Origin of the sequence: Exiguobacterium sp. s125, assembly GCF_018618605.1 — a bacterium.
Classification (GTDB): Bacteria; Bacillota; Bacilli; order Exiguobacteriales; family Exiguobacteriaceae; genus Exiguobacterium_A; species Exiguobacterium_A oxidotolerans.
Window position 1 is genome coordinate 90,201 of record NZ_JACSMI010000001.1, and the last position, 26,103, is coordinate 116,303.

General features: G+C 48.0%; 19 protein-coding genes, 1 pseudogene and 1 riboswitch. Of the genes and pseudogenes, 9 read left to right on the forward strand and 11 right to left on the reverse strand.

Annotation, left to right across the window (positions count from 1 at the left end; translation table 11 throughout):
• Nucleotides 1–2 precede the first annotated feature (2 nt).
• Complete coding sequence (locus tag KNQ05_RS00425; protein WP_214768936.1) at nucleotides 3–1,253, reverse strand: SH3 domain-containing protein; 1,251 nt, start codon at nucleotides 1,251–1,253, stop codon at nucleotides 3–5.
• A 159-nt stretch (nucleotides 1,254–1,412) separates the two neighbouring features.
• On the opposite strand from KNQ05_RS00425, the gene KNQ05_RS00430 reads away from it, so the two are divergent.
• Nucleotides 1,413–2,312, forward strand: a complete 900-nt coding sequence (locus KNQ05_RS00430) for a Gfo/Idh/MocA family protein (RefSeq protein WP_214768933.1) — start codon at nucleotides 1,413–1,415, stop codon at nucleotides 2,310–2,312.
• A gap of 92 nt (nucleotides 2,313–2,404) precedes the next feature.
• Here KNQ05_RS00430 and KNQ05_RS00435 read toward each other — a convergent pair whose 3' ends face one another.
• Nucleotides 2,405–3,043: a hypothetical protein gene (locus tag KNQ05_RS00435; protein WP_088837872.1), complete on the reverse strand. Its 639-nt coding sequence runs from the start codon at nucleotides 3,041–3,043 to the stop codon at nucleotides 2,405–2,407.
• Nucleotides 3,040–3,741, reverse strand: coding sequence for a zinc ribbon domain-containing protein (locus KNQ05_RS00440; protein WP_088837871.1), 702 nt, complete (start codon nucleotides 3,739–3,741; stop codon nucleotides 3,040–3,042). Before KNQ05_RS00440 ends, KNQ05_RS00435 begins: the two co-directional genes overlap by 4 nt.
• A gap of 268 nt (nucleotides 3,742–4,009) precedes the next feature.
• On the opposite strand from KNQ05_RS00440, the gene tnpB reads away from it, so the two are divergent.
• The 4 genes and pseudogenes from tnpB to KNQ05_RS00455 all read left to right on the forward strand — a co-directional run bounded on the left by tnpB (nucleotide 4,010) and on the right by KNQ05_RS00455 (nucleotide 6,982).
• Nucleotides 4,010–5,182 (forward strand): IS200/IS605 family element RNA-guided endonuclease TnpB, encoded by a 1,173-nt coding sequence (gene tnpB / locus KNQ05_RS00445; RefSeq protein WP_214804270.1) that lies wholly within the window; start codon nucleotides 4,010–4,012, stop codon nucleotides 5,180–5,182.
• Nucleotides 5,183–5,303: 121 nt separating this feature from the next.
• Nucleotides 5,304–5,471, forward strand: a pseudogene (locus KNQ05_RS15625) (glycerate kinase); the annotation flags it as partial.
• A gap of 41 nt (nucleotides 5,472–5,512) precedes the next feature.
• Nucleotides 5,513–6,310 (forward strand): glycerate kinase, encoded by a 798-nt coding sequence (locus KNQ05_RS00450; RefSeq protein WP_251132456.1) that lies wholly within the window; start codon nucleotides 5,513–5,515, stop codon nucleotides 6,308–6,310.
• Between the two features lie 102 nt (nucleotides 6,311–6,412).
• On the forward strand, nucleotides 6,413–6,982 hold the full coding sequence (locus KNQ05_RS00455; protein ID WP_214804271.1) for a hypothetical protein: 570 nt from the start codon (nucleotides 6,413–6,415) through the stop codon (nucleotides 6,980–6,982).
• A gap of 57 nt (nucleotides 6,983–7,039) precedes the next feature.
• On the opposite strand, the gene KNQ05_RS00460 is transcribed toward KNQ05_RS00455, so the two are convergent.
• The gene (locus KNQ05_RS00460; RefSeq protein WP_214804272.1) at nucleotides 7,040–7,519 is read right to left on the reverse strand and encodes a glutathione peroxidase; all 480 of its coding nucleotides are present in this window, start codon (nucleotides 7,517–7,519) and stop codon (nucleotides 7,040–7,042) included.
• Between the two features lie 184 nt (nucleotides 7,520–7,703).
• Between KNQ05_RS00460 and KNQ05_RS00465 the strand changes: the two genes are divergently transcribed.
• A complete protein-coding gene (locus KNQ05_RS00465) occupies nucleotides 7,704–7,898 on the forward strand; it encodes a hypothetical protein (protein WP_088837867.1) in 195 nt (64 codons plus the stop codon).
• 74 nt (nucleotides 7,899–7,972) lie between these two features.
• Here KNQ05_RS00465 and KNQ05_RS00470 read toward each other — a convergent pair whose 3' ends face one another.
• Nucleotides 7,973–11,554, reverse strand: coding sequence for an SH3 domain-containing protein (locus KNQ05_RS00470; protein WP_214804273.1), 3,582 nt, complete (start codon nucleotides 11,552–11,554; stop codon nucleotides 7,973–7,975).
• Between the two features lie 200 nt (nucleotides 11,555–11,754).
• Nucleotides 11,755–13,788 carry a thioredoxin domain-containing protein gene (locus KNQ05_RS00475; RefSeq protein WP_214767074.1) on the reverse strand — a complete coding sequence of 678 codons (2,034 nt, stop codon included), beginning with the start codon at nucleotides 13,786–13,788 and terminating at the stop codon, nucleotides 11,755–11,757.
• 765 nt (nucleotides 13,789–14,553) lie between these two features.
• Between KNQ05_RS00475 and KNQ05_RS00480 the strand changes: the two genes are divergently transcribed.
• The gene (locus KNQ05_RS00480) at nucleotides 14,554–17,304 is read left to right on the forward strand and encodes an FN3 associated domain-containing protein (protein ID WP_214804274.1); all 2,751 of its coding nucleotides are present in this window, start codon (nucleotides 14,554–14,556) and stop codon (nucleotides 17,302–17,304) included.
• Between the two features lie 15 nt (nucleotides 17,305–17,319).
• Here KNQ05_RS00480 and KNQ05_RS00485 read toward each other — a convergent pair whose 3' ends face one another.
• Nucleotides 17,320–17,676 (reverse strand): hypothetical protein, encoded by a 357-nt coding sequence (locus tag KNQ05_RS00485; RefSeq protein WP_214768919.1) that lies wholly within the window; start codon nucleotides 17,674–17,676, stop codon nucleotides 17,320–17,322.
• A 358-nt stretch (nucleotides 17,677–18,034) separates the two neighbouring features.
• On the opposite strand from KNQ05_RS00485, the gene KNQ05_RS00490 reads away from it, so the two are divergent.
• Nucleotides 18,035–18,913: a CAP domain-containing protein gene (locus tag KNQ05_RS00490; RefSeq protein ID WP_214767081.1), complete on the forward strand. Its 879-nt coding sequence runs from the start codon at nucleotides 18,035–18,037 to the stop codon at nucleotides 18,911–18,913.
• Between the two features lie 1,224 nt (nucleotides 18,914–20,137).
• On the opposite strand, the gene KNQ05_RS00495 is transcribed toward KNQ05_RS00490, so the two are convergent.
• From KNQ05_RS00495 to KNQ05_RS00510, 4 genes are all read right to left on the reverse strand, one after another.
• Nucleotides 20,138–20,953: a MetQ/NlpA family ABC transporter substrate-binding protein gene (locus KNQ05_RS00495; protein WP_088837861.1), complete on the reverse strand. Its 816-nt coding sequence runs from the start codon at nucleotides 20,951–20,953 to the stop codon at nucleotides 20,138–20,140.
• A 33-nt stretch (nucleotides 20,954–20,986) separates the two neighbouring features.
• Nucleotides 20,987–21,652, reverse strand: coding sequence for a methionine ABC transporter permease (locus KNQ05_RS00500; protein ID WP_214767083.1), 666 nt, complete (start codon nucleotides 21,650–21,652; stop codon nucleotides 20,987–20,989).
• On the reverse strand, nucleotides 21,642–22,655 hold the full coding sequence (locus KNQ05_RS00505) for a methionine ABC transporter ATP-binding protein (protein ID WP_214768915.1): 1,014 nt from the start codon (nucleotides 22,653–22,655) through the stop codon (nucleotides 21,642–21,644). The genes KNQ05_RS00500 and KNQ05_RS00505 overlap by 11 nt, the downstream gene beginning before the upstream one ends.
• 83 nt (nucleotides 22,656–22,738) lie before the next feature.
• Nucleotides 22,739–22,845, reverse strand: a riboswitch (SAM riboswitch).
• A 62-nt stretch (nucleotides 22,846–22,907) separates the two neighbouring features.
• On the reverse strand, nucleotides 22,908–24,095 hold the full coding sequence (locus KNQ05_RS00510) for an aminotransferase class I/II-fold pyridoxal phosphate-dependent enzyme (protein ID WP_214804275.1): 1,188 nt from the start codon (nucleotides 24,093–24,095) through the stop codon (nucleotides 22,908–22,910).
• A 166-nt stretch (nucleotides 24,096–24,261) separates the two neighbouring features.
• Here KNQ05_RS00510 and KNQ05_RS00515 point away from each other — a divergent pair, with 166 nt between their 5' ends.
• Nucleotides 24,262–25,869, forward strand: coding sequence for an alpha-glucosidase (locus KNQ05_RS00515; protein WP_214804276.1), 1,608 nt, complete (start codon nucleotides 24,262–24,264; stop codon nucleotides 25,867–25,869).
• Nucleotides 25,870–26,103 lie beyond the last annotated feature (234 nt).

The window sequence follows — 26,103 nt, forward strand, 5'->3', positions numbered from 1 at the left end:
GATTAACGGTTTAAGACAGCGCGTAATGTCGTTTCCGTTTGTGGAAGTGTTCCTTTCAACGTAACGAGGCCGTAGCGCGTCGAACCTTTTTTAATGAAGAAGACACGTGTATAGGCAGATTCTGGTGTATACCCTGTCTTACTCGCATAGACACGCGATTCGTTTGGAAGCGACGTGTTCGTATGGTACCACGTCAACGTCCGGGCGTATGGTCCTTTGACGGTCGTTTTGTATGATTTTCGGCCACTGACGGTCATCAAGTAACTGTATTCAGCATACGTGTTAGCGAGTTTTTGCATGTCTGCTGCTGTCGTATAGTGACTCGCATGATAGAAGCCGTGCGGATTCATGAAGTGACTTGACGCCATACCGATTGTTTTGGCACGACTGTTCATCAACGAGACGAACTTCGATTCAGAACCTGCCGTACGGATGGCGATGGCTTTTGCTGCGTCGTTGCCGGAGCGAATCAACATCCCGTTCAACAGTTGACGGAGTGTGACTTTATCACCCGAACGGAATCCAGCCGTGCTGCTTCCGGCAGGAACGGCGAGCATAGAGTAGGTCAAAGTGAACGTTTGATCGAGCGTTCCTTTTTTGGCAGCGGCGTCATAAGCGACGAGGGCCGTCAACAGTTTTGTCGTGCTTGCCGGATAACGGCGTGTCGTACTGGCTTTTGACAGTTCATAACTTGAGGAGCCGAGTTTGAAATAACGCATCGAGGCGACGGGATAACTACTTGAAGTCGCAGGTGCACTTGTCGTGATTTTTTTCGCGACCTGACTTGAGACGTAATAATAGTTCACTTTCCCTTTTACTTTGTACCAACCATTCGAATAGGAAACGGCATTAAACTTCGAGTTGTATGTAGCGAGCCGTTTAATATTTTTAGAGGACGCGGTGCTTGGTGATGTACGGACGTTCGCACCATACTTCGAGTAGACGATGATTTTATACGTTTTCGTCGAACTTGCCGTGACTTTTTTCGCGACTTGATTCGAAAGGTAACGGTACGCACTACCATCTTTGATTTTGTACCAACCGTTTGAGTACGAGACTGCTGTGAACTTCGCTTTGTACGGAGCGCGACGCGTGATGGTCGCTGATGAACTCGTGCTCGGCTTCGTTCGGACGTTCGCCCCGATCGTCGAAGTGACGACGACCTGGTAACTGGCAGCTTGTGCGGGTAATGCCGGAAGACATAGGGCGACGAGCAGTAACAGTGTCAGTCCAATTCTGAGCGATACTTTCATAAAAATCTCATTCCCTCCTTGTTCAAATATGTCTCTAGCATAAAACAAAAAAAGGAAATTCTCTTTTTTTTCAAAAAACTAGAATTTTCTACACGCCAGGTATGAAACTACGTATCATAGGGAATGAGTAGAACAGAAAGAACTGAGGGGGATTTATTCATGAAAATTGCAGTCATTGGTCTTGGGGATATTGCACAAAAAGCGTACTTACCGGTCTACGCGGAGCGGTCCGACTTAGACATTTATCTTGTCTCGGAAAATCAAGACAAGGCGAAGCAACTGTGTGATGCGTATCGTTTTGCCGGGACACTGACATCGATTGATCAGTTAACGGAAGCAGGCATTGGCGTGGCGATGATTCATTCGGCGACGAAAGTGCACGCGATGCAAGCGAAACAACTGCTCGAAGCAGGCATCCATGTCTACATCGATAAGCCCGTTTCGATGGAAATCGAGGAAATTCGTGAGCTGACACGATTAGCAGGGGAGAAAGGCTTACACTTCATCACAGGATTCAATCGACGTTTCGCGTCGGCACACCGGACGTTATTAGAAGTCGAACAACCGAATCTAATCGTCATGCAAAAAAATCGGATTTCGTTCATTGAAGATGCGAAATCATTCATTTTTGACGACTTTGTCCATGTCGTCGATACGTTACGTTTTTTGACAGGGTGCGGTAAAATCGAAAACTTGAGTGTCCGCGGGAAAAAGGTCGACGACTTACTGCATCACGTGACGATCCAGTTCGAAGCGAACGGGATCACGGCAATCGGAATCATGAACCGGAATAATGGTGTGACAGAAGAACGTGTCGAAGTCATGGGACCACATGAAAAACGGATTGCGACGGACGTGACGTCGGTCGATCAATTAACGAAAGCAGGCACGCTCCGTCGTCCGCTTGACAACTGGGAAGCGACACTCAAGCGGCGCGGATTCGTCGAGATGGTCGATGCATTTATTGCGAGCGTTAATGGTGAACCGTCATCGTCCGTTACAGCGGAAGACAGCTTGGCGACCCATGAATTGTGTGCGGAAGTCGTCGCCAAGTTATAAAAAATCACACGACATTTCTTGTTCGCGTTATATTGGCAGACGAATGGGACTATTCCAGCTATCGGAATAGTCCCATTTTGTCATCTGTCTGTTTACGCATCATCTTTTAGTTGCTTCAAGTAATAAATCCGTTTTCCGCCGGGGCCTTCATATGTGATTTTTAAGGTCGTGCGGATGAAGCGGTAAGAGATGACACCTTCTGATAAAGGGACGCGGGCCGTCAAATCTGGTTCAAAACGGATTTCATCTGTTCCTTGCCGGGGTGCTTCTTTCATGCCGAAGTCATCATAGAGGAAGGTCGCAATCAGGGAGTGTTCGTCATCGAATCGAATTTCGATGTCACCTTGTCCGTCAAATTTTTCTTCGGACACTCCTGTATCCAACAGACTGCGATCGACTCGGTAGGTCGCTTCGAGGCGCGACAGGTCCTGTAACAACGCATCGACACCGAGACGGATTGAGACGGCCCGTTCACGAACGGTATGGTCATCCGGAAGATTAAGCTGTTCAATTTTTTTTGAGATGGTTACGACATCCTGCAAACGATAGCTGGCTAATGCCTGTTCGAGCTGCACCATCAAACGGGCGGGCTCGTTCATCTCGTCTTGATCGGTCGATAAATCGACCGCTTTTGTATATTGATTGTTGTCCAGCTCATCTTGAATCTGTGTTGTTGGATCTGATGTACAGCCGATCAAAAAGAAGGGCACCAATAAGAGCAATCGTTTCATGTGTTGACCTCCTTTCGCGTGATGGTCGTGATTTGAAGGTGGTCGGTATGCAGACGAACCGTATAGTGAACGTCATACGTCACGAACTGATTTTCCGGAACGGTAGCGATCTTATACGTTTCTGTCGTCTCGACTTCGAATGTCGTCCCTTTTGAATGGAACTGATTGAAATCAATCGTATGCGGGAGTGGCGTGATTGGATGATCGCTTACGGCGACGATTGCGCGAAGGGCATCGAACTCTGACTGGAATGCCTCAAGCGTTGTGAACTGAATCGCAGCAAACGTTTCAAGCGAATCATTTGCTGCGGAGTACGTCACGAGCTCCGGAATTGTTTGCGTATATTGGCGAACGAATTTTAGGACTTCATATGAAGTCGGTGGATTCTCTTTTGAATACGTTTGATTATAAGCACTGTCCTCATCTGTCCATTCAGATAAGGCGATTGGTTGGACGTTCGACGGATTGTCAATCTTCGTTGCCGTCGTCGGACCAAACCAAGACCAGGCACCGAAAGAGATGACGAAAACCGTCATGACAGCAATCGTCCAAAGCAGAGGATGTCGTTTCTTTGATACGTGTGACGATGAAGTGGATGACATATGTAATCGTTTTTTTTCAGTCACAGGATGCTGGCAATGGGAGCAAGCTGTATCCTGTGATTTTAAAGGTGTTCCACAAAGCGAACAGCGTTCCATGCGACAGACCTCCTGTAAGAAAATAATTTCTTCAAACAAATAAATATTATGAAAATTAAGTCCATAATAACATTAACTGGAAGCGGAATCAAAAAACGATGTCCGATTGAATCAAAAACGTCAGGAGGGATAACGGATGCATCATTTTATCAAAATCAGGCGAGAATACGCCCACTTCTAAACAATCAGGGTGAAGCTCGAGTGAAAGTGGGAGATGAATCGCCAGCCTGCTTTTCGGGTATATTCTTTTTGAAGGAGGTGAAAAATCTTGTTGACTCACAAGGCCTACAAATTCAGAATCTATCCGACAAAAGAGCAGGAAATCCTGATTGCGAAGACGATTGGTTGTTCGCGCTTCGTCTTCAATCACTTTTTGGCGAAGTGGGATGAGACATACAAAATGACAGGAAAAGGACTGTCTTACGGTTCTTGTTCGAAAGAAATTCCGATGTTGAAGCAGGCGTTCGACTGGCTGAAGGAAGTCGATAGCACGTCTGTGCAAACGAGCGTCAAACATCTTGCCGATGCCTTTGACCGCTTCTTCCAGAAGCAGAACGAACGACCCCGCTTCAAGTCAAAGTGCAACCCTGTTCAATCGTATAAGACGAACATTCAGGGCAAGTCTCAACTTCCAGAAGTCTCGATCGTCGGCGCCAAAATCAAAATTCCAAAGCTGAAGTGGGTGCGTTTCGCCAACTCGAGGCAGGTCGTCGGACGCATCTTGAACGCGACCATCCGGCGGAACGCTCCAGGAAAATACTTCGTCTCCCTGCTCGTCGAGCAGGAGAGCAATGAAATGCCGAAGACGGGTTCATCCGTCGGCGTCGATGTCGGGTTGAAGCACTTCGCCATCCTGTCGGACGGCACGGTGTACAAGAATGACCGTTACTTCCGTTCGCTTGAGAAAAAGCTGGCACGTGAACAACGTAAACTCTCTCGTCGTCAACGGTTGGCCTTGGACAAGAAAGGAACACTTTCCGAGGCGAAGAACTATCAGAAGCAGAAGCGGAAGGTCGCCCGCATCCACGAGAAGATCGCCAACAAGCGAACCGATTTCCTGCACAAGGTATCGACCGAGATCGTCAAAAACCACGGCGTCATCGGCATCGAGACCTTGCAGGTGAAGACCATGCAGAAGAATCGCAAGTTGAGCAAGTCCATCTCCGAGGTCAGTTGGTCGGAGTTCTTCCGCATGCTCGGATACAAGGCGGGATGGTACGGAAAGACCGTCGTGAAAGTCGGCAAGACCTTCGCCTCTAGTCAACTGTGTTCCAGTTGCGGACATCAACACAAAGACGTGAAACATCTTGGATTGCGTGAATGGACATGTCCGAGTTGCGGGATCCATCACGACCGGGATGTGAACGCAGGATTGAATCTTAAACAAGAAGCAGAACGCCTCTTAGCTTCTTCAACCGTCGGGACGACGGGGTTAGCCTGATCAATTTTCGACCGTTAGGTCGGATCACTCAGGAATCCTCCACCTCTAAGCGAAGCGTAGGTGGAGGTAGTTCAACATCAGCGATAGTTTCAAAGGCAGTTTGACATCGGAGGAAGTAGCGTTGGCCGTCCAAAACGGGATTTTACAAGGGGATCGAGAGGCGACGATTGACTGGAACCCGGGAGCAGATGGAGGAGAAGGAACACTTGAGATGCTGTTTGCAAACGGCTTTGTTCAAGCAGAAGCAGAAACAATCGATTTAGCAGGTCGTCCGATTCGGGCACAATATACCAGGAAAAATGAACAAGCCATCATCGAGGTGGCGAGAGTTTGTGGTCTTGGACAGAGGTCAGAGCAACCGATTTGCCGATCACTCTTCATACGAGAGGCGTCGGGCGACTCGTGCTCCGCGCGATGGAGGCAGGGGCAACAGAATTTTTTTTGGCACTCGGTGGGACAGGGACGACGGATGGAGGACTTGGATTTTTGTATGAACTCGGTGCAGTGTTGCTTGACGGACAAAGTCAACCGATTACTTGGACGGACAACCCTTTACTCGAGACGGAACACATCATCTTGCCAAAGCTTGCCGTCAAACTTCACGTGTTGGCAGATGTAACAGCTGCTTATGCCGGAAAGCATGGGGCAGCGAAAGTATTCGGACTACAAAAGGGATTGACGGCGCGAGAAATTGATGTGCTCGATGTTCATCTCGAACGAATCGGTAACATACTCGGTGTCAACGAAGTCGCAGGTGCTGGTGCTGCAGGCGGGTTAGGTGGAGCTGTTGCGGCATTAGGGGCGGATATCTTGTCCGGAGCACTCTTTTTGTTGAATCAGATTAAGTTTGATCAACGGCTCGAAGCGGCAGATTACGTCTGGACAGGGGAAGGGAAAGTGGATGCGCAAACGGCACTAGGGAAGTTACCCGCAATCGTCGCTGAGCAGGCGAACGAAGCTTTAGTACCATGCGTGATACTTGCTGGTCATGTCGAACGTCCATACGCGCCAGCTTTAATCTGTGAATCGATTCATGATGCTGACGAATGCGTCACGTTAGACAGCGAATTATCCCGTTTGCGTCTCGCTCGTCGTGCTGAGCAAATCACGCGTCGATTAAATACGTGAATTCGAAATCTTAGCACGATTTTCAAAGAATAGGAATGAAGCCTGTCTAAGCTGGGTAAAAGACTATATATTACCATATCATTTGGAAGGCAGGTCACATTCATGATCAATCAATCGATTCAACTGTCATTTCGTCAAGTGCGGGCACTCGTCGAACATACACTATTATTATTTAAAGAGCTGGACCAGCAGTTGGCGAATCGAGGGTACGAACCGATTCTTCCCGATCTTGTACAGACCGAGCATGGCTTAAGCATCCATCAGACAAAAGATAGTGCCGAGTCACTTGTCCCACATTTTTTGACGCGGTCGTACATCCGACAAAATGACAAGCATGTCCAACATGCGCTCGTCGTGTCTGTCCAATATACGCACCCGCTCCATGAGCGATTTGACCCCGTCGTACTGGTCGGCGACGTCGCGTTCAAACAACCGAAGCAGGTCGTGAAGTTGTTGACGGACAAACCGTGGTTATTAAAGTATGCCGCGTTTGAGTCGACGATCGCCAGTTCATTTGAACCGACGGGCGAACGTTTCAGCACGCAGCCGATCGAAGAAATCGAACGACTTGACGTCTGGGGACATTCGTTTACAGAAATGCGTGATATCGAGGACGTGACACGTCTCGCGGAAGAGATGATTAAAGGACACCTTGAGCCGGGCACACCTTAAATAGAAAAGACCACTGGTCAGATTCACTGAAGAATCCGGTCGGTGGTCTTTTCGTGTTCAGACACGAACGAGTAAGCGTTCGATGGCTGCTGTCAAATCAGTTGGGTTCGTCTTCGGTGAGAAGCGTGTCACTTCACCATCTCGCGTGACGAGGAACTTCGTGAAGTTCCATTCGACGTCGTCCGCACCGTCTGCGTTTGGTGCGGCTGCTTTTAGTTCGGCGAATAAGGGATGGGTCTGCGCGCAGTTGACTTCGACTTTTGAGAAGACCGGGAACGTGACACCGTAGTTGATTTGGCAAAATTCTTGGATTTCTTCATCCGTGCCCGGATCCTGCCCGGCAAATTGATTACACGGGAAACCGAGAACGACGAGACCCTGATCGCGATACGTTTGATGCAACTGTTCGAGTCCTTCGAATTGTGGCGTCAAGCCGCATTTACTGGCGGTATTGACGATCAGCCAAGCTTGTCCTTTGTAGTCGTCTAACGTCGCTGTCGTACCGTCGACGCGTGTGAATGAGTGTTCGTGTAACAAAAAAATTCCCCCTTAACCTGTCTTACCTAACAGTGTACCAAATGAATGTCTGAGGCGCCGAAAACGTAAACTTTCAGATGACAGTTCCGTCACAAAGCGTCGTCAATCCCGTGTCACTGCCCCACAAGCGACCTGATCTTTGTTAGAATAGTAAGCGAGTATGGAAGGAAAGGAGAGATGCCACATGAGAAAAATGTTGAAACAATCGCGTCATGTCATGATCGCGACGCTCTGTCTCGTACTGGTCGCAAGTTGTATTACGTTGTTGACCCTTGGATTCGAACGCGATATTGTGATTCTTGTTTCTGGAGTGGTTGCCCTGTGGGTAACGATGCTAGCTCCTTTGACGGTCCAAGCTAAAATGAATGAGCAATCATAATCATCGGTCAAAGAAAAAACGCTGTTTCCGCAATGACGGGAACAGCGTTTTTTTGTTGCGAAGCAAAGTCGTGTTTATCGTGCGAAAACTGGAATATCGAAGACGGCCGTATAACTGTCCATCTGTTGATAGAGGTTATAGAGTTGGTACGTCTGTTTAACGGCCCAGCCCATGTCTGTTGCATATTGATGGGAACCAGGGCGCGTCGGACTCCAGCGCATTTTGTAAAGCGTGTTTTGGTCGTAGGCATTATGGATGTACTTCGTGCTAATGAACTCCGCACCACCAATGATCGCTGCTTCCGGTGTGAACCAGCCTTGGCTGTACGCGTAAGCTGCGCCAGTATTGATCGCATCATAGTCATATGCACCGATTCCGTACATGTTGTAGACTTTACGTCCGTTCCATGTCACACCCATCGCGAGTGTCGACGTGCCGTTGCCTGTCTCAAGCATCGCATGCGAGATGAGGTATGCTTCATTGACTGCATATTTTGAACCTGCGTCGATGAAAGCTTGTCCGCAACTTCCTGTCGTACATTTTGCAAAGATGCCTTTTGAACCGATGACTTTATCGAGCGTCGCGGCAGAAGCACCCGTCGACTTCGATAAATCAAGGAATTGATAGAATGATTGTGAGTTACGGTCGACCTTCAATGGATCAGCGATATCACGGACGTCTGACTCGAGTGCATTTAACCACTGGATTGTCGAGTAGTTCGAAGATGAACTGTAGACGCGTGGATACGTCGTATAGAAACCGCTGACGTTTTGGTAGACCTTAATTAAATTGTTTGGTTTGAACTGACCATAGATGTGACTCGCTGTCGTCGCGCCTGAGCGGATGTTGAGCGGTGTCGTCGCTGTGACGGTTGCAAGCGTCCCGTAAACGGGGTCGAGTCCACCGCCGAGTCGGACGTAACCAGCACTGACATACATGATCTTATTTTTGTACAGATCCGTTTGTGGTGATGGATACAATTTCATTTGTGCACTGATGAAACTGTCGAACGTGTACGGTGTCGCAACTGAGTTGTAGACGTTCAATTTCGATGATGTCGTGACGAGTGTGCCATTATACGCATAGCCTGTTTTACCATCGTAGCTGACTTTATACCAGTTTCCGATTTGACCAGTGACGGTCAGGACGATGTTTGCAGGAATCGTCGTTAAGACGTTGTAAGAATCACCAACGTACGAGCGAAGTGACGTAGGCGCAGTTGCTCTTACATAAAGCTTGTCTTTTGCCGTGTAGCTGATTGGTGACGTCGCTTGACCGAGTTTGACGTACCCTGTTTTCCCATCGACCGTGATTTTATGCCACTGGCTGTTCGTGAATGTCGTGACGAGTGTCGTCGTGTAGTAAACATTTCCGAAACCTAACGTCGTGACAGTTGTTGCCGTATCATCCGGAGATGATTTGACGGCAATGGCACTGTTCAGCAAGAAGCGTGAACCTGTGATTTTTTTCGTTTCGAGATGCTCTTTCAGTGTAGCGCTCGAAGCATAACCCGTTTTGCCATTGTAAGTTACTTTGACCCATTCACCAATCTGTCCGCTTAGCGTCACGACTGTGTCAGTCGGAATCGTCGTGAGTGTTGCGTATGATGATCCAGCGTACGAGCGGATTGGCGTTGCAGCTGTCGCTTCATACTGGTGTGAAGGTAAGCTGTTATATAAGATCGGTGTTCCTTGATTGATCTTGACATAACCTGTTTGTCCGTCGATTGACATACGGTGCCACTTCTCATCGCGTCCATTCGTGACGAGCTGCGTCGTATAGTAGACGTTTCCAGCCGATAGTGTCTTGATCGTATCAGCAGTCGAATGATGACTTGCTTTGATTTCGACGGATTTCGATAAGATGAAGCGTGAAGAAGACAAGGATTGCTTCGTGATTAATTCCGTCATTGTAGCAGAGTCGGCATAACCCGTTTTTCCATCGAACGAGAGTTTGTACCACTCGTTGATTTTGCCTTTGATCGTTAAGATCGTTCCTGCCGGGATTGCTTTAATGACGTCGTAAGATCCGGCGTAAGAGCGGAGTGACGTCGTTGCAGTCGTCTTGACATTCAAGTCTTCTGACGCATAAGAGACGGGCGTTCCTTGATTGACAGGGATGTAACCTGTCTTACCGTCTTTTGTGACACGGTGCCATTTAGCTGAGCCGTTTGTGACGACTTCAGTCGTGTAATAAATGTCATCCTTGCTGAACGTCGCGACTGTCGTTGCTGACGATTTTGGTGAAGATTTGATGGCGACGTCAGTTGAAAGTTTGAAACGGACACCTGGTATTTTTTCAGTCGTGACATGATCGGCAAACGTCGAAGCTGCTGCATAACCTGATTTGCCATCATACGTGATTTTGTACCAGCTGCCGATTTGACCTTTAATTGCGATGACCGTACCCGTCGGAATCGTTTTGACGGTCGCATATGAAGGACCGGCATAGGAACGAAGTGCCGTCGGAGCAGTCGTTTTTAAGGAGAGATCCGTCAGTGCTTTATAAGCGATCGACGTTCCTTGATTGATTTTGACATACCCAGTCTGACCATCTTTTGATACTTTGTGCCATTGTTCGCCAATCGCGTTCGTCACCAAGTATTTTGTATAGTAGACATCACCTGAGTGGAATGTCGCTTTTGTAGAACTCGTACTGGATGGGGTCGCTTTAATTTCAAGCGACTTCGTCATCATGAAACGAGAAGAAGCGATTTTAGCAGTCGACGTATACTCAGTGAGTGCCGTCGTTAATACATAGCCTGTTTTTCCGTTGTATGTAACACGGTGATAGAGACCTGATTTGACGGTCGATTTGACGAGAGTACCGCTTGGGATCGTCAAAAGCGATTTTTTACTTAAGTCCGTCGCATCATAAAGCGACGTCGTGAGCTTTAATTTGAACGTTGTTTCTTGGATTGTCGTGACGTTTTGTTTAGAGGCGCCAAGGAATGCCTCTTTGTACATATAACCGGATTTTCCGGCATAGGATACTTTGAACCAATCCCCAATGCGACCTGTCGTCTTTAAGGACGTCCCGCTCGGAACGACGAGTTCACGCGGGAAGCCTGTTCCTGCGTATTGACGAAGGCTGTACGCATCGGTCGTCTCATACGTCGTATCCGTCAAACGTTGATAGCTGATCGGATTTGCGTTGAGCGCTTGAATGTAGCTTGTTTTTCCGTCGTACATGACGCGATACCACACTTCACCGTAAGGATTGATGACCTTTTGAGAAGTGTAGTAGACATCGTTTGCATCGAGTGTCGCGATTGTTTTCGCGGTCGTCATCGCAGATTGATGGAGCGTCATCGGTTTTGAAATGGCGAAGCGTTGCCCACTGATCGATTGTTTTTGATAGTAGGGTGTTAAATATTTTGACGCGACGTATCCCGTTTTTCCGCCGTACGTTACTCTTCTGAAATAGCCAGAAGTAGATTCATACGTGGATGAAACGATTGTTCCGGTCTTGATCGTCAACAAGCGTTTCCGGGAAGATGTCGTCCGGTCATACAGATAACTATCTGTAGACAGGCGATAAGTCGTCGCTTTCGTCGTGGCGGCCTCAGGTGCTTTAGTATACGTAAACAATACGCCGAGGACCATGATGAAGCTGACGAGCATCTTCAAGGTTTTCGTGAATAGTGTCGTGTTCAAAGAGCATTTCCTCCTAGTTAGAATTCGTCCGGGGACGTTTCAGGCTCTAGGGTGTCGATTCTAAGGTGTAAGATAAGTGTTCCTATCTCTACTATCGACAATAAAACATTTATCTAAAGTAAAATTAGAATTTTTTTGAAAATAGGGGTTTAGATTTTTGAAAAACCCTTCTGTTTGTAGAAAACAGAAGGGAATGATTGTTAGAGATCCAGTTGAGCGAGGAGTTCATCGAGGTTTGTCGTCGGTTGATCGCACGTAAAGTCGTGGCACAGATAGGCTGTCGGCTGACCCGCGATCAACTGGTAGTCTTCGATAAATGGAGCGATTTCGAGTAGTTCTGCTTTTCGGCCGACGAGAAGGGATAACTCCGGGTGACGGCGTTTGAAGAGGCGCCGGAGATACGGTTCGACCTTCGTCATGTCGTCTGCTAACACAATCAATTCTTGAGGCTTCATCATGATACGGCAATAAGCGCTCATTAATGAAGCATAACCGGTCGGTTGTTGCTTGATATCTTCCGCGACCGATTGAAGGATACGGTGCGCCGTCTCGAGATAACGCGAGTCTCCCGTCAATTGGGAGAGGCGGAATAAGTTCAAGGTCGCTGTGCTATTACCAGCCGGTGTCACACCGTCATAGACTTCCTTCGGTCGAATCAACAGGCGTTCTGCTTCTGACGCCGTGAAGAAAAAACTACCGGACGGATCGCCGAACGCTGAAAGCATGACATCCGTCAGGCGACGAGCCTGTTTAAGGTACGGTACTTCTTGTGTCGTAAGATGTAACTCGAGATAAGCTTCCGCGAGAAAACTGTAGTCGTCGAGAAATCCTCTGCCTTGAGCGTGTCCTTCTCGATAGCTGACGCGTAAGCGGCTACCATCGAATAAGTGGTGCTCGATGAAGGTGAGCGCGCGTTTGGCAACGGTCGTATAATGCGGGTTTCCTAAAATCCGTCCTGCTTTTGCAAAAGCGGAAATCATTAACGCGTTCCATGACGTCAAAATCTTATCATCCCGAAATGGTCGAGTTCGATGCGCACGGTGTGAAAAGAGTTGTTGCCGTTCGTGTTCAAGTTGGCGCACGACATCTGCGACGGGGCGTGCTACTTCAGCAGCGAATGCGTGGAGATCTTGATTTGAGCGGTGAAACACATTCCGTCCTTCGAAGTTCCCGTTTGGTGTTGCACCGTAATACCGCGGGAAGAAGGCTTCTTCACCTAGCAGTTGTATCAGCTCATCATAGGAGAAACTATAAAATAGTCCTTCGTGACCGTCACTATCCGCATCTTCTGCCGAGTAGAAAGCACCTTCGTTCGATAACAGGTCACGTTCGACATACGTGAAGATTTCTTCCGCGTACTGTTTGAAGCGGTCATTCCCGGAAGCTTGATACGTCTCGAGGCAAAGGGTCGCGAACAAGGCATTATCGTAGAGCATCTTTTCAAAATGGGGAATCACCCAAGCGGCATCCACGGTATAACGATAGAGGCCGAAGCCGACTTGATCGGTGATGCCGCCGTCACGCATCGCAGTCAGCGTCCGCATGACCATCTGGAGTGCCGTCTCGTCTTCCGCGTACTGGTAATAATCGAGCAGGAACGTCAACAGGGACGGAGACGGGAATTTCGGTGCACCGCCAAATCCGCCATGCGCGACATCGAATTGGCGCATCGCTTGGTCGAATGTTGTGTGTAACAGCTCCTCATCCAGCGTGCCGTGCTGCTTGACCGTGCTGACATCGAGCAACGCCTGTTCGATTTGTGTACCGACCCGTTTAATTTTTTGCGGATCCGTTTGATAGTGTTCGCTCAGCTGAAGCAGGACTTGCCGGAAACTCGGACGGTTGAACTGGGGTGTCTTCGGAAAATACGTTCCGATGTAAAACGGAACTTGTTCCGGGGACATGAAGACGCTGAGCGGCCACCCTCCTTGACCGGTCATGATTTGGGCTGCCGTCATGTAGATTTGGTCGATATCCGGTCGTTCCTCCCGGTCGACTTTAATCGAGATGAAACGTTCATTGAGCATCGTCGCCGTTTCGTCATCCTCGAAACTTTCATGGGCAAGGACGTGGCACCAGTGACAGGTCGAATAACCAATCGATAAAAAAATCGGTTTATTTGCTGTCCGGGCGGCAGTGAAGGCTTCTTCTCCCCACGGATACCAATCAACCGGATTGGAAGCATGTTGTTGCAGGTAAGGGCTTGTTTCGTGAATCAACCGGTTTGTCGGCATAATGTGTACCTCGTTTCTTCTATAGTATTTGTATCTTTACGATAGCGATTTCTAAGGTCTGTATCAACTTGATTTAGTCAAAGAAATCTAGAGATAAAAAAAGATTGACTTTGTAAAATATTTTGTGTTATATTAAGAAATGTCATGAATCGGGGATGATCACTCATGTGAGAATCTTTAACCCACAATACACAATTTAATAATCAGGTCAGGATTTTTAGACCTTAACTGACAATCGAGTCAGACATAAGTCATCGCTTTTATTTTGTCCTTCTTCTTTAGGGAAGAAGTTGACCCAGCAAGATAAACCTTCCATTCGATACTTTTCAGCTCATCCGAGCGAAACTCTAAAAATCCCAGTAAATGCGTAACCTAATACGCAACTTGATTCTTGCTAAAACGCTTGATTCAGCTGGCGCGGCCAAGGAGCCGTAACAACGAAAGAGAGGTAGGGCTTTCGTCGTTTCAGGTGTTTTGATCACCTGTGTCCTCGATTCCACTGACAACTAATGTAAAAGAAACCAACACGCTGAGAAGGCGTTTTTTTTATGCCCTTTTTTAACTTGCTAACGGTGGGAAGACATCTATTGATGAGAGTGACTCCAAAAGATAATTATAATAAAAGCGAACGATAAAAATTTGTAAGCGATACCATTATTATCATTTACGAAGGATAACATCTTTTTTTACGAAAAATATACACTTTTCCAAATTATTTCTGATATTATAAAGAAGTGTCAGAAAATTAAATAGGGGGTCAACATCATGAAATACGGAAGTACGTTTGGTAAGTGGGCATTGGTCGGAGCATTAACAGCAGGTATTCTTCCGCAGGCAGGCATCATCGTAGGGGCAGAGGGCGAAGGCGTCATCCTGTCAGAGTACATAGAAGGATCGAGCAATAACAAAGCGATCGAGATTTACAATGGTTCGGGACAAATCATCAATCTCGCTGACTACACACTCGTACAGTATACGAATGGTGGACCGTCTGAATCAAAAATCACGCTTTCCGGAACGATTGACCCGGGGAAAACATTCGTCATTGCAAACTCAAGTGCAAATGCTGACATTAAAGCAAAAGCACAACAAACGACAGGATCACTGAACTTCAACGGTAACGATCCCGTTGCCCTGAAAAAAGGAGATGTCGTCCTCGACATCATCGGACCAATCGGATCAAGTGCGGATTTCGCGAAAGATACGACGCTCGTCCGTAACACGAACGTGACGACCGGTTCAAAAACATATGAACCGTCACAATGGACAAGCTTCCCGGTCGATACATTAACAGATTTAGGATCACATAAAGCAGAAGCAGGCGATATTCTCGTTGCACCAACGGCTGACCCGGTCGGCGAAGTTGAGCGTGGTGATAAAGTAACGCTTACAGGGGAAGGGACGATTCACTATACAGTCGATGGATCAACACCGACAGTTGAAAGTCCGGTTTACTCAGAGCCGATCACAATTAATGAGGAACTGACGATTCAAGCAGTCGTCGTCAAGAATGGTAAAACGTCAGCCGTTTCAACGTTCAAATATTACATCGCACCACCCCTCACGAAAATCAGCAGTATCCAAGGAATTGCACATTTGTCTCCATACGCCGATCAACTCGTCCGGACGACAGGTGTCGTCACGTATATCGTGGATGCAAACAACTTCTACATGCAGGATCCGAATCCGGATAATAACAGTAAGACATCTGAAGGTATCTTAGTGTATTCGAAAAACCACGGAGCGGCAGTCGGACAAAAGGTCGCGACAACTGGATATGTGAAAGAATGGCTATTAGGTGGATATAGTGATAAAGCGGAGACAGACTTGCCTGTAACAGAGCTCAGTGCTGTCAACCTCGTTAAAGGAGCACTTAACGAAGGATTACCTGCAAGCATCGTCCTCGGTGGGGACGGCGTCTTGATTCCGACGGATGTCGTCGATAACGATGCGTTCGCGAACTTTGATCCGGAAGAAGATGCAATCGACCTGTATGAAAGTGTCGAAGGGATGCGTGTTGCACTTCCGAATGCCATCGTCACAGGTCCACAAGCAAACCGGACGATTCCGGTCCGGACGCAAACAGCAGACAAAGTCTACACGAAACGCGGTACACCAATCTTGACGGCAGACAACGTCAACCCGGAACGTCTCTTCGTCGAGATGGGCAGTTCGTCATACCGTGCGAAATCAGGTGACCGTTTTGAAGGAACGATTGAAGGCGTCATGAGCTACAACTACTCTGCTTATAAAGTCTTGTCAAAAGCAGCTGATCTTCCGAAACTCGTCACGAGTGAAATTGATCGTCAACCGACGAACATCGAAACAGGAGAGTCACGTTTGACGGTCGCATCGTATAACGTCGAAAACTTTGCTTCGACAGCAGACGCCGGGAAAGTTGATCGTGTCTCGGAAGGGATTGCGACGTTCCTCAAAACACCAGACATCGTCGGTTTGACAGAAATGCAAGATAACGATGGTGCAGTTGATAGCGGAACAGTCGATGCATCCAAATCATTTGAAACATTGATTGCAGCAATTGAAGCGAAAACTGGCGTTAAGTATGCGTATACAGACATCGCACCAGAAGATAAAAAAGATGGCGGACAGCCAGGCGGAAACATCCGTGTCGGCTTCTTGTATAATCCGGAGCGCGTCTCACTTGCACCAGGTAAAAAAGGAACGGCAACAGAAGCGGTTTCGGTCGAAAACGGCAAGTTGACGAGTAACCCGGGACGGATTCAACCGCTCGACCCGAACTTCGCAAGTTCACGGAAGCCACTCGTCGGGGAATTCCTCTTCAAAGGGGAGTCGTACCATGTCATCGTCAACCACTTTAACTCTAAAGGTGGCGACGGAGCAGACTTCGGTAAAAATCAACCGGTCGTACGTAAGAGCGAAGTACAGCGTCATGCGATTGCGACAATCGTCCAAGATTTCGTCAATGAACTCGAAACAGAAGTCAAAGACTCGAATGTCGTTGTTCTTGGTGACTTGAATGACTTCCAGTTCTCGAAAACACTCGATATTCTCAAAGGGAAAAATCTTTGGAACACGGTCGATGATCTTCCGAAATCAGAACGTTACTCGTACGTCTATAATGGTAACGCACAAGTACTCGATCACATCTTAATCTCGAAGAACTTAAAACGCTATACTTCATCTGATATTGTCAACATCAACTCGGATTACATGGAAGCAGACGGAAGCGCGAGCGACCACGATCCGGCAATCATTTCGATTCAAGGTGCGGAGAGTGCGATTCCTGTCAAAGGAAAAGCTGAAATCGGAAAATGGCGCGCTGTTCAAAAAGGAAAACACATCGTCATCGAACGAAAAATTGCAAAGCGTTGGTTGAAAGTGAGTGAAACACATGGTCAGCAACAAGGTGAATTACTCGAACTTCGTGTTTCGAAAGGCTTGCCGTATATTCTTGTGAAGACGAAAAAAGATGGACAGAACTGGCTTGAGCTTTCAAAACGCTACAAATTAACGACTTCTGATAAATTTCAATAAATAAAAAAAGCGGACTTAGCGGTCCGCTTTTTTGTGTGTTCGGATAAAAAGAGATAGGAAGGAAAGGCTACTGATTGAAAAGGTGAAGAGCAGGGCAGTTTCAAGAGGAAGGATCCGAAACATGTACATGAAGTGGATGATGATTAAGGTAATAATCGTGGCGAGACCGACGATAAAGTTCTTCCGTAATAAGTTTCCGACACCGGGGACGAGCAGTTCGAATCCGAAACGTTGGCTATAGTGAACTTCGTCATGTGCGTTCGCGAGACTAAAGGAGACCGTCAACACAACGAGAATCATCCAACCTGAAAACAAGTACTGCTGAATCGCGAGAAACGTAATCGATTCATAAATAAAATAGAGAAGAATCATGGCATACTCCTTTTGATGGATATTATATGGACAAACACGTATTTTTTTCCTTACGATTCCTAATATTAGCTAGGTGATGAAAGAACGGCAATAAGATTTGCAAAGAATGAAAATAAAAGAATGTTCACACATTTCAACAAGAGGGGAAAATAGTTCATTTTCTGTACGATAATGAAATGAGAATGGCTTCGGACTAAGTTGTCAGACCTTTAAAGGCGATGTTACTAAAATGTGTCTGTGTTGTGAACAAGTCGAATGAATCATGTGATTTTCTTAGAATGGATACTCTGACTGTTCGAACGGTTCAATTTCTTTTAAAATAAGGGTAATGCAAGAAAGAAGGAGGCGGACCAGCAGGATGAAAAAAGTATTAGTCCTCGGGGTAATAGCATTTGCTTTCTTTGGTTGCGAAAGCGTTCCAATCGAACAAGCGGAGGCGGAGTACCCGAAAAGTGGGGGAAAGCTGATTGATGCATATACAAGTGAGTACCCGGGATACAAGTGGGAAGTCAGACGGACAGCGACAGAGGAGTTTGTCGCACTGACGAAAGACGGGAAAGATTACGGGAAGTATCGTTTCCGGGACGGCGTGACGACGCAAGGCGCGACGTTAAATAAAGATACGGAAGCGACGCTTGCGAAAAAAGGCTGGAAGGTCGTCAAGTCCTATCGAAAGGGAAATACGAACTACATGCTGAACCTTGATCACGCAGCCGTCTATGAAAAGAACGATAACTACGTGACGTATTTCTTTGATCAATATGATAAAAATCGCGTCAAAGCAACACTGGCGATTCCGAAGGACGTCGAAGCGAAAAAAGAAGGGTTCTACGGTGCTGCTTCAAAAGCATTGCGGACGACGGATGAGAAATTGATGTTACGCCTGATGAACTGGGAACGTGCCGAGTACAAGAAACCTGCATTGTCGCCGTATACAGCATTAAAACCGGTCACGCGCGGACACAGTGAAAACATGGCGGAGAATAACTTTTTCTCGCATACGGATCCTGAAGGCCGTGACCCGTTCGCCCGGATGAAGGCAGAAGGCATTCGCTTCTCGATGGCGGGTGAAAACTTATCGATGGGGTATCCAAATGTCTTCGCTGCTCACTGGGGATTGATGAACTCAAAAGGGCATCGTGAGAACATCATGCAAAGCGGCTTCAAACAAGCGGATGTTGGAGTGGCGTTTAGAAAAGATGCACCGTACTTTACGATTAACTTTAGAACACCGTGAAAATAGCACGAACTAAAGTAAAGCCTAGGTTCTCGTCAATGGGAACCTAGGCTTTTTGGTTTGTCTTGAGTCCCGGGAAACGTGATATCTTACGAATCAAAAAACGTAGGTGGTTGATATAAGTGGTACGAAAGATTCTTACTTCCCGTGCTTTCCTCGGGCGAGGCGCAAGCCGTTGCCTCTTTCCATTACAGGTCAAGATGCAGGGTCTCGCCTTCCTCTGACAGCGCAAGCGAGCCTTGCGCTTTTTCCCGTAGGAGTCACGATGAAGTGAATCTTTTTAGCTTTTCTATATAGAAGGAAATACTAGAAAGTCTGTGATGCGTCGCGTTTCCTGACACGAATCGCTTTCGAGCGAAAGAGCAAGCAAGCGCAACCCTGCAGTGAAACGAAGCGGCGCGAAGGCTTGCCGCTCGGAGACGATTTGGGAAGGATAGGCGACGCATTCTACGAATCAGAAAATATGTGGTGTCAGTCGGTGGAAATGAATGCTAAGAGGCGAAAAGATTCATGCTTCTCGTGCTTTCCTCGGGCGAGGCGTAAGCCGTTGCCCCTTTCCCTTACAGGTCAAGGTGCAGGGTCTCGCCTGCCTCTGACAGCGCAAGCGAGCTTTGCGCTTTTTCCCGTAGGAGTCACGATGAAGTGAATCTTTTTTAGCTTTTCTATATAGAAGGAAATACTAGAAAGCCTGTGATGCGTCGCGTTTCCTGACACGAATCTCTTTCGAGCGAAAGAGCAAGCAAGCGCGACCCTGCAGTGAAACGAAGCGGCGTGAAGGCTTGCCGCTCGGAGACGATTTGGGAAGGATGGGCGACGCATTCTACGAATCAGAAAATATGTGGTGTCAGTCGGTGGAAATGAATGTTAAGAGGCGAAAAGATTCCTGCTTCCCGTGCTTTCCTCGGGCGAGGCGCAAGCCGTTGCCTCTTTCCATTACAGGTCAAGATGCAGGGTCTCGCCTGCCTCTGACAGCGCAAGCGAGCCTTGCGCTTTTTCCCGTAGGAGTCACGTGGAAGCAAATCTTTTTAGGCTTTCTAATGGAAGAAGACCTGAGAAAGGCTGCGATTCGGGAAGAGGGGAGCGACGAGTAACAGAGATACTATCGAAAAAACGGACGGCCCACCCCTGTTATTGAAAGGAGGTGGAGCCGTCCGGTTTTTTATGGCGTTTATTCTTTTGAGAAGTGGCGAGAATAAGGTCTTTCCGTAAAAGTGACACTTCTGCTCAATTCGCCCAGTCTGGTTTGCTGAATCCTTTGAATGATTTTTCGATCACTTCATTAAAATCATCCGATTTGACGACAGCGGTTAAGTCTTTGGCCAGTTGTTTGTCTTCGTCACTTGTCTTAACAGCGACTAAGTTGCGGTACTGCTCGTTCATCGTCTCGAGTGCGAGTGCATCGAGTAAGTCGAACTTCGCAGCAAGTGCGAAATTTCCGGGAACGGCTGAAATATCGACACTTTCGACAGCGCGTGGGAGCTGAGCGGCTTCAAGCGGTTTGATGACGAGTTTCTTTGGATTTTTGATGATGTCCTTTTCTGAGACGGTCAGTGGATCGGTATCTGCTTTTAGTTCAATCCAACCTTGATCCGCTAACAGGTTCAAAGCACGTGCCTGGTTCGTCGGGTCATTGGGTGTTGCGACTTCAGCGCCTTCTTTGACATCGTCCAACGTTTTATAGGACTTGCTGTATAATCCCATCGGTGCGGTTGGGACAGTGATCAGCCCTGTGAGATCGAGATTTTTTTCTTTCGCAAAGGTTTTTAAATAAATCGAGTGCTGGAACAGATTGGCATCGATATCACCGCTCCCGAGGGCAAGGTTCGGTTGAATGTAATCACTGAATTCGACGATTTCGACGTTGTAGCCTTTCTTTTCGAGTCCCGGTTGAATCGCTTCTTTGACCATATCGCTATACGGACCACTCGTCGCCCCGATTTTGATGGACTTCGTTTCTTCATTTGCACTGCTGTCACCGCATCCGGCTAAGATGCTTGCTCCTAATAATCCTGTTGCTAAAAAGGCATAGCGTTTTTTCATCGTAATCTCTCCCTTGCGTTCTCTATTTGTAAGTTATCGTTTATCGGCGACACGTGCGAACCGGTTGCCGAGTGCCTGAATGACTTGAATGATGACGACAAGCACGACGATCGTCATGATCATGACGACGTTATCGTACCGGTAATAACCGAACCGGATCGCGAGGTCACCAATTCCGCCGCCACCGACGATCCCTGCCATCGCTGAGAATCCAATCAGACTGATCAAGGTCAACGTCAAGCCTTGAATGATTCCGGGCAATGCTTCCGGAAGGAGAACACTGATAATGATGCGAAGCGGTTTCGCCCCGCACGCTTCTGCTGCTTCAATCAAGCCGGGTGGAATCTCACGGAGTGAGGTTTCGACGAGTCGGGCGAGAAACGGAATCGCGGCGACGCTCAAGCTGACCGAGGCGGCGGCGGGACCGATCGTCGTCTTCGTGATGAGTTGCGTCAATGGAATCAAAGCAACGAGTAGGATGATGAATGGTAACGAGCGGACGATGTTGATGGCGAAGTCCAACGTCGTTCGAATGAAAACGTTTTGGAAAAAGAGTCCGCGGTCGGTGATGAATAATAAAATCCCGAGTGGAATTCCGATGATGATGGCAAAGGCGAGTGAAATGCCGACCATAAAGGCCGTCTCTCCGAGTGCTTTCGTTAAGTCGGGAAGCATTGTCGTAAACCGGTCAAGCGACATCTTGAATCACCTCGATTGCGTGCAACTGTCCCTCGAGCCAGGTTAAGGCACGATTCACGTGCAGTGTCGGTCCCGTCAAACTGACGATTAAGACGCCAAACGCGACGTCCTGAATGTAGTCGACCTTCCCATGCAGGATGCTGACTGCGATATCGAATTGTTTGATGGCTTCAGATAAGGTACTCTCACCTGTTTTTTCACCCGTGAACTGAAGTCGAATGACTTTGCCGGGTGTCGTCCGTAAAATCCGTTCCGGCAATTCGATTTGGAGTGCCGTATCGACGTAATGTTTTGTGACCGGATGTTCGGCTTGACTAAATATGGCGTAAGTCGAAGCGACTTCGACGACTTCACCGTGCGCCATGACGGCAACGCGGTGACAAATTTGTTTGACGACATCGATTTCGTGGGTGATGAGGATGATCGTCAAACCGAGCCGGGCGTTCAAATCTTTCAGTAAATCGAGAATCTGGAGCGTCGTCACCGGATCGAGCGCTGATGTCGCTTCGTCACAGAGTAAGATGTTTGGATTGTTGGCGAGCGCTCGTGCGATGCCGACGCGTTGTTTTTGTCCACCACTGAGTTGGCTCGGATAGTTCGTCTCGAATCCTTCGAGTCCGACGAGTGCCGTTAATTCTTGAATCCGTTTCGGGAACTCACGCCGTTTGACACCGGCAGCCTTTAAGGCGAACGCGATATTGTCGGCAACGGTGCGGGACTGAATCAGTTGAAAGTGTTGAAAGATCATACCGACCCGGAGACGGAGTTTGCGGAGAGACGTTTTGGAGACACGTGATAGATTGGCTCCGTCTACTATGACCGTACCGCTCGTCGGTGTCTCGAGTCCGTTAATCAACCGTAAGAGTGTACTTTTTCCGGCGCCGGATTCACCGATGATGCCGAAAATTTCCCCTTGTTCAATCGTTAAGTTGACATCGTTTAATGCAAAAATCGGTGTACGGTCACGGACAAATTGTTTTGTGATGTGTGCGAACTCAATCATAATGTTTCCCTCCCGATACAAAAAAATCGCTTTTTTCCAGTTAGAGAGCAACCAGAAAAAAGCGACGAAGTGTAGAATTTCGTAACTTATCTCTCAGAACAAAAGAAGTTCTGTAGGATGTGGCACCGTTCCATTACTGGTGGTTGCCGGACGTCGTTGGGCCTAATCCCTCGGTCGCTCTCGATAAGTAGCTATGCTGTTGGGATTTACTTTAACGGAAATGATTCCCATCTGTCAAACGTTTTTTCAGAATTATTCGGCAACGGCGGTTTGGAAGAGCTGAAGGGTCCCGATTCGTTTGACAGCCTCGACGAGTCGGTCGACATCGGCAATCAGACTGATCCGGACGTAACCTTCACCGTATGTACCAAAGAAATGACCCGGTGTCACGGCGACGTGCGCTTCGTCGAGCAGGTGATCGGTGAAGCTTTGTGACGTGAAGCCGGACGGAACAGGGAGCCAGACGAAGAACGAACCACCCGGAACCGGTCCGTCCCAGCCGATTTCGTTTAATGCACCGAACAACGCATCGCGTCGCGTCTCATACAAGGCGCTCAGTTCACGGACACATGTCTGGTCGCTTGAAAGCGCGACCGTCGCTGCATGCTGGATCGGTGTGAAGGCACTGACGTAAAGGTGTTCCTGGTATGTTTCGATGCTCGCGATGACAGACGGATTACCGATTGCAAAGGCAATCCGGAAGCCGGACATGTTAAACCGTTTAGAGAGCGAAAATAACTCAATCCCGACATTCTTAGCGCCTTCCGTCTGGAGGAAACTCCGCGTCGGACCATCGAAACTGATCCCGCCGTACGCTAAGTCGTGAACCACACAAATGTCATGTGCATCAGCGAAAGCGACCGTCTGTTCAAAAGCCGCTGCCGTCGCTGTCGCACCGGTCGGATTACTCGGATAGTTGAGGAACAACATCCGGGCCCGTTCGACGTCGAGCGAATCGAGGAGGTCATAGTCAGGCAAAAAGCTATTTTCAGCGAGAAGCGGAAGCGTGATCGGATACGCACCGGCAAGTGCTGCGCCCGACAAGTAATCCGGGTAACCGGGATCTGGGACGATGACCCCTTCACCGGGATTGACGATCGTCTGCGGAAGGGCGACGATGCCGGCCTTGCTTCCGAGTAAAATCGCGACTTCTGTCGCCGGATCAACCGACACGCCAAATTCTGATTCATAAAAATTAGCGACGGCCTGTTTTAAGAAATCATGTCCGCGAAACGGGGGGTACTGGAGATTACTTGCATCATCGATGGCTTGTTTTAAAGCATCGAGAATATGTACGGGTGTCGTTTGGTCCGGCGTTCCTTGACCAAGCGTGATGACGTCGTGTCCTGCGGCTTTGACGGAACCGATCCGTTGGGCAAGTTCTGCGAAGACGGGATTGGGCAAGCGATCGATGGCGATCGATGGGGCGAAATGTTTCATCTCTGTTCCTCCTTCAGGTATTGTCGTCAAGAATAGCGAATTTTCAGTCAAAATGAAAGAGGTTTTTTAAAATTCCTTAAAAATTAGAAGAACATTCCAATTTCAGACGATGTTCTTGATACACTAGACAAGTAATCGATCGACTACTAGACGGGAGATGGAAAAGATGAATCGGACCTGGTGGAAAGAAGCCGTCGTTTATCAAGTGTACTGGCGGAGTTTTAACGACTCGAATGGAGACGGGATGGGGGACTTGCGGGGCGTGATCGAAAAGCTCGACTACATCGCCTCACTCGGGGTGGATGTCATTTGGCTTAACCCCTGTTATACATCACCTGATATCGACAACGGTTACGACATCGCTGACTATTACGGCATCATGGAGAAAGCCGGCACGATGGCAGATTTGGACCAGATGATTGAATCGGCGCATGCGCGCGGCTTAAAAATCATTCTCGATCTTGTCGTCAATCATACAAGTCATCAACATCACTGGTTTGAGGAGTCGCGCCGTGATCAAACGAATGATAAGTCAGATTGGTACATTTGGCATGACGGGGAAAAAGGAACACCACCAAACAATTGGCGGTCGTATTTTGCGCCGAGTCCCTGGACGTGGGATGAAGGACGGCAACAGTACTATTTTCATTCGTTTGCCTCAGAACAACCTGATTTGAACTGGGAACAGCCTGCCGTCCGTCAAGCTGTCTACGCGATGATGCGATGGTGGATCGACCGAGGCATCGATGGTTTCCGGATGGATGTCATTAACTTGATTAAAAAACGAGCGGCGTTTGACGATGTGGAGGATCCGTTTGACTTGTCCTACTTAGGCAATCAACCGGGAGTCCATGAATTTTTACAGGAGATGCATCAGGAAGTTCTTGCGGGGAAAAAATTGTTTACGGTCGGGGAGATTCCGTTTGTCGGTCCCGATGACGGGCTGTTATATGTTAGTGAAGAACGTCAGGAGTTACAGACGTTGTTTCATTTCGAAGTCGCCGATGACATGGAAGAAATGGACCTGTTGCGGTATAAACAGATTCAAAAACGGTGGTATGATGCGCTGTACCCGAAAGGCGTCACTTCACAATTTTTGAATAATCACGATCATACAAGACAAGTCACGCGCTTCGGTAGCGAGTGCTATCGTGTCGAGAGCGCCAAGTTACTCGGCTTGATGCTACACACGTTACCGGGTATCCCGTATGTCTATCAAGGAGAAGAAATCGGGATGACGGGTATTCGTTTCTCGGATGCTTCTCTGTACCAAGACGTCGCCTTCCGTAATCGTTACGAGGAGCGCGTCGCAGCGGGAGAGCCGAGCGGCACTGTCTTGTCATCGATGCAGCTACGGGCGCGGGATAATTCGCGGACACCGATGCAATGGGATGATAGCCGGGCAGGCGGATTTACGACAGGGACACCATGGATGACGGTCAATCCGAACTATAAAACAATCAACGTGCAGGCAGCTGAACAGGATCCGCAATCGGTTCTCGCGTTTTACCGGGAGTTGATTCAATTACGAAAAGAACATCCTGTCATGGTATATGGCGTGTATCGTGATTTGGCGATTCAGGATCCTTATCTTTACGTATATGAACGGGAATTCGAAGGGGTGACGTGGCGAATCGTCTTGAACGTCCACGATGAACAGGTCGAAACGACATTCGCCTTACCGAATGAACAGTTACTTCTCTCGAACTATGAAGAGAGTGCAAGTAAGATCTTGCAGCCCTATGAGGCACGTCTGTACCAAACGAGTCGGTGAAATAGTGAAGGGTCTCATCTTAGAAAAAATACAAGAAAGTGACACGCTAGAAAAAGTGCCGTGGTTTTGAGGAACATTCTGATCGAGGGTCATGACAAGAGTTAGGTCCCGCTGATTTCGAACGGGCTGATGAAAAAAGAAGGAGCTGACTCAAGAGTCGCTCCAACATCAATCAGAGTGACAGACGGTTTTGTCATCCTCACCGCGAATCGCGCTACCTTTTCCCACAGGGGT

Bases quoted from the DNA above. Each gene is read 5' to 3' on its own strand.
- KNQ05_RS00425 (WP_214768936.1), bottom strand. From the start codon at position 1,253: ATGAAAGTATCGCTCAGAATTGGACTGACACTGTTACTGCTCGTCGCC.
- KNQ05_RS00430 (WP_214768933.1), top strand. From the start codon at position 1,413: ATGAAAATTGCAGTCATTGGTCTTGGGGATATTGCACAAAAAGCGTAC.
- KNQ05_RS00435 (WP_088837872.1), bottom strand. From the start codon at position 3,043: ATGAAACGATTGCTCTTATTGGTGCCCTTCTTTTTGATCGGCTGTACA.
- KNQ05_RS00440 (WP_088837871.1), bottom strand. From the start codon at position 3,741: ATGGAACGCTGTTCGCTTTGTGGAACACCTTTAAAATCACAGGATACA.
- KNQ05_RS00455 (WP_214804271.1), top strand. From the start codon at position 6,413: ATGATCAATCAATCGATTCAACTGTCATTTCGTCAAGTGCGGGCACTC.
- KNQ05_RS00465 (WP_088837867.1), top strand. From the start codon at position 7,704: ATGAGAAAAATGTTGAAACAATCGCGTCATGTCATGATCGCGACGCTC.
- KNQ05_RS00475 (WP_214767074.1), bottom strand. From the start codon at position 13,788: ATGCCGACAAACCGGTTGATTCACGAAACAAGCCCTTACCTGCAACAA.
- KNQ05_RS00480 (WP_214804274.1), top strand. From the start codon at position 14,554: ATGAAATACGGAAGTACGTTTGGTAAGTGGGCATTGGTCGGAGCATTA.
- KNQ05_RS00485 (WP_214768919.1), bottom strand. From the start codon at position 17,676: ATGATTCTTCTCTATTTTATTTATGAATCGATTACGTTTCTCGCGATT.
- KNQ05_RS00490 (WP_214767081.1), top strand. From the start codon at position 18,035: ATGAAAAAAGTATTAGTCCTCGGGGTAATAGCATTTGCTTTCTTTGGT.
- KNQ05_RS00495 (WP_088837861.1), bottom strand. From the start codon at position 20,953: ATGAAAAAACGCTATGCCTTTTTAGCAACAGGATTATTAGGAGCAAGC.
- KNQ05_RS00500 (WP_214767083.1), bottom strand. From the start codon at position 21,652: ATGTCGCTTGACCGGTTTACGACAATGCTTCCCGACTTAACGAAAGCA.
- KNQ05_RS00505 (WP_214768915.1), bottom strand. From the start codon at position 22,655: ATGATTGAGTTCGCACACATCACAAAACAATTTGTCCGTGACCGTACA.
- KNQ05_RS00510 (WP_214804275.1), bottom strand. From the start codon at position 24,095: ATGAAACATTTCGCCCCATCGATCGCCATCGATCGCTTGCCCAATCCC.
- KNQ05_RS00515 (WP_214804276.1), top strand. From the start codon at position 24,262: ATGAATCGGACCTGGTGGAAAGAAGCCGTCGTTTATCAAGTGTACTGG.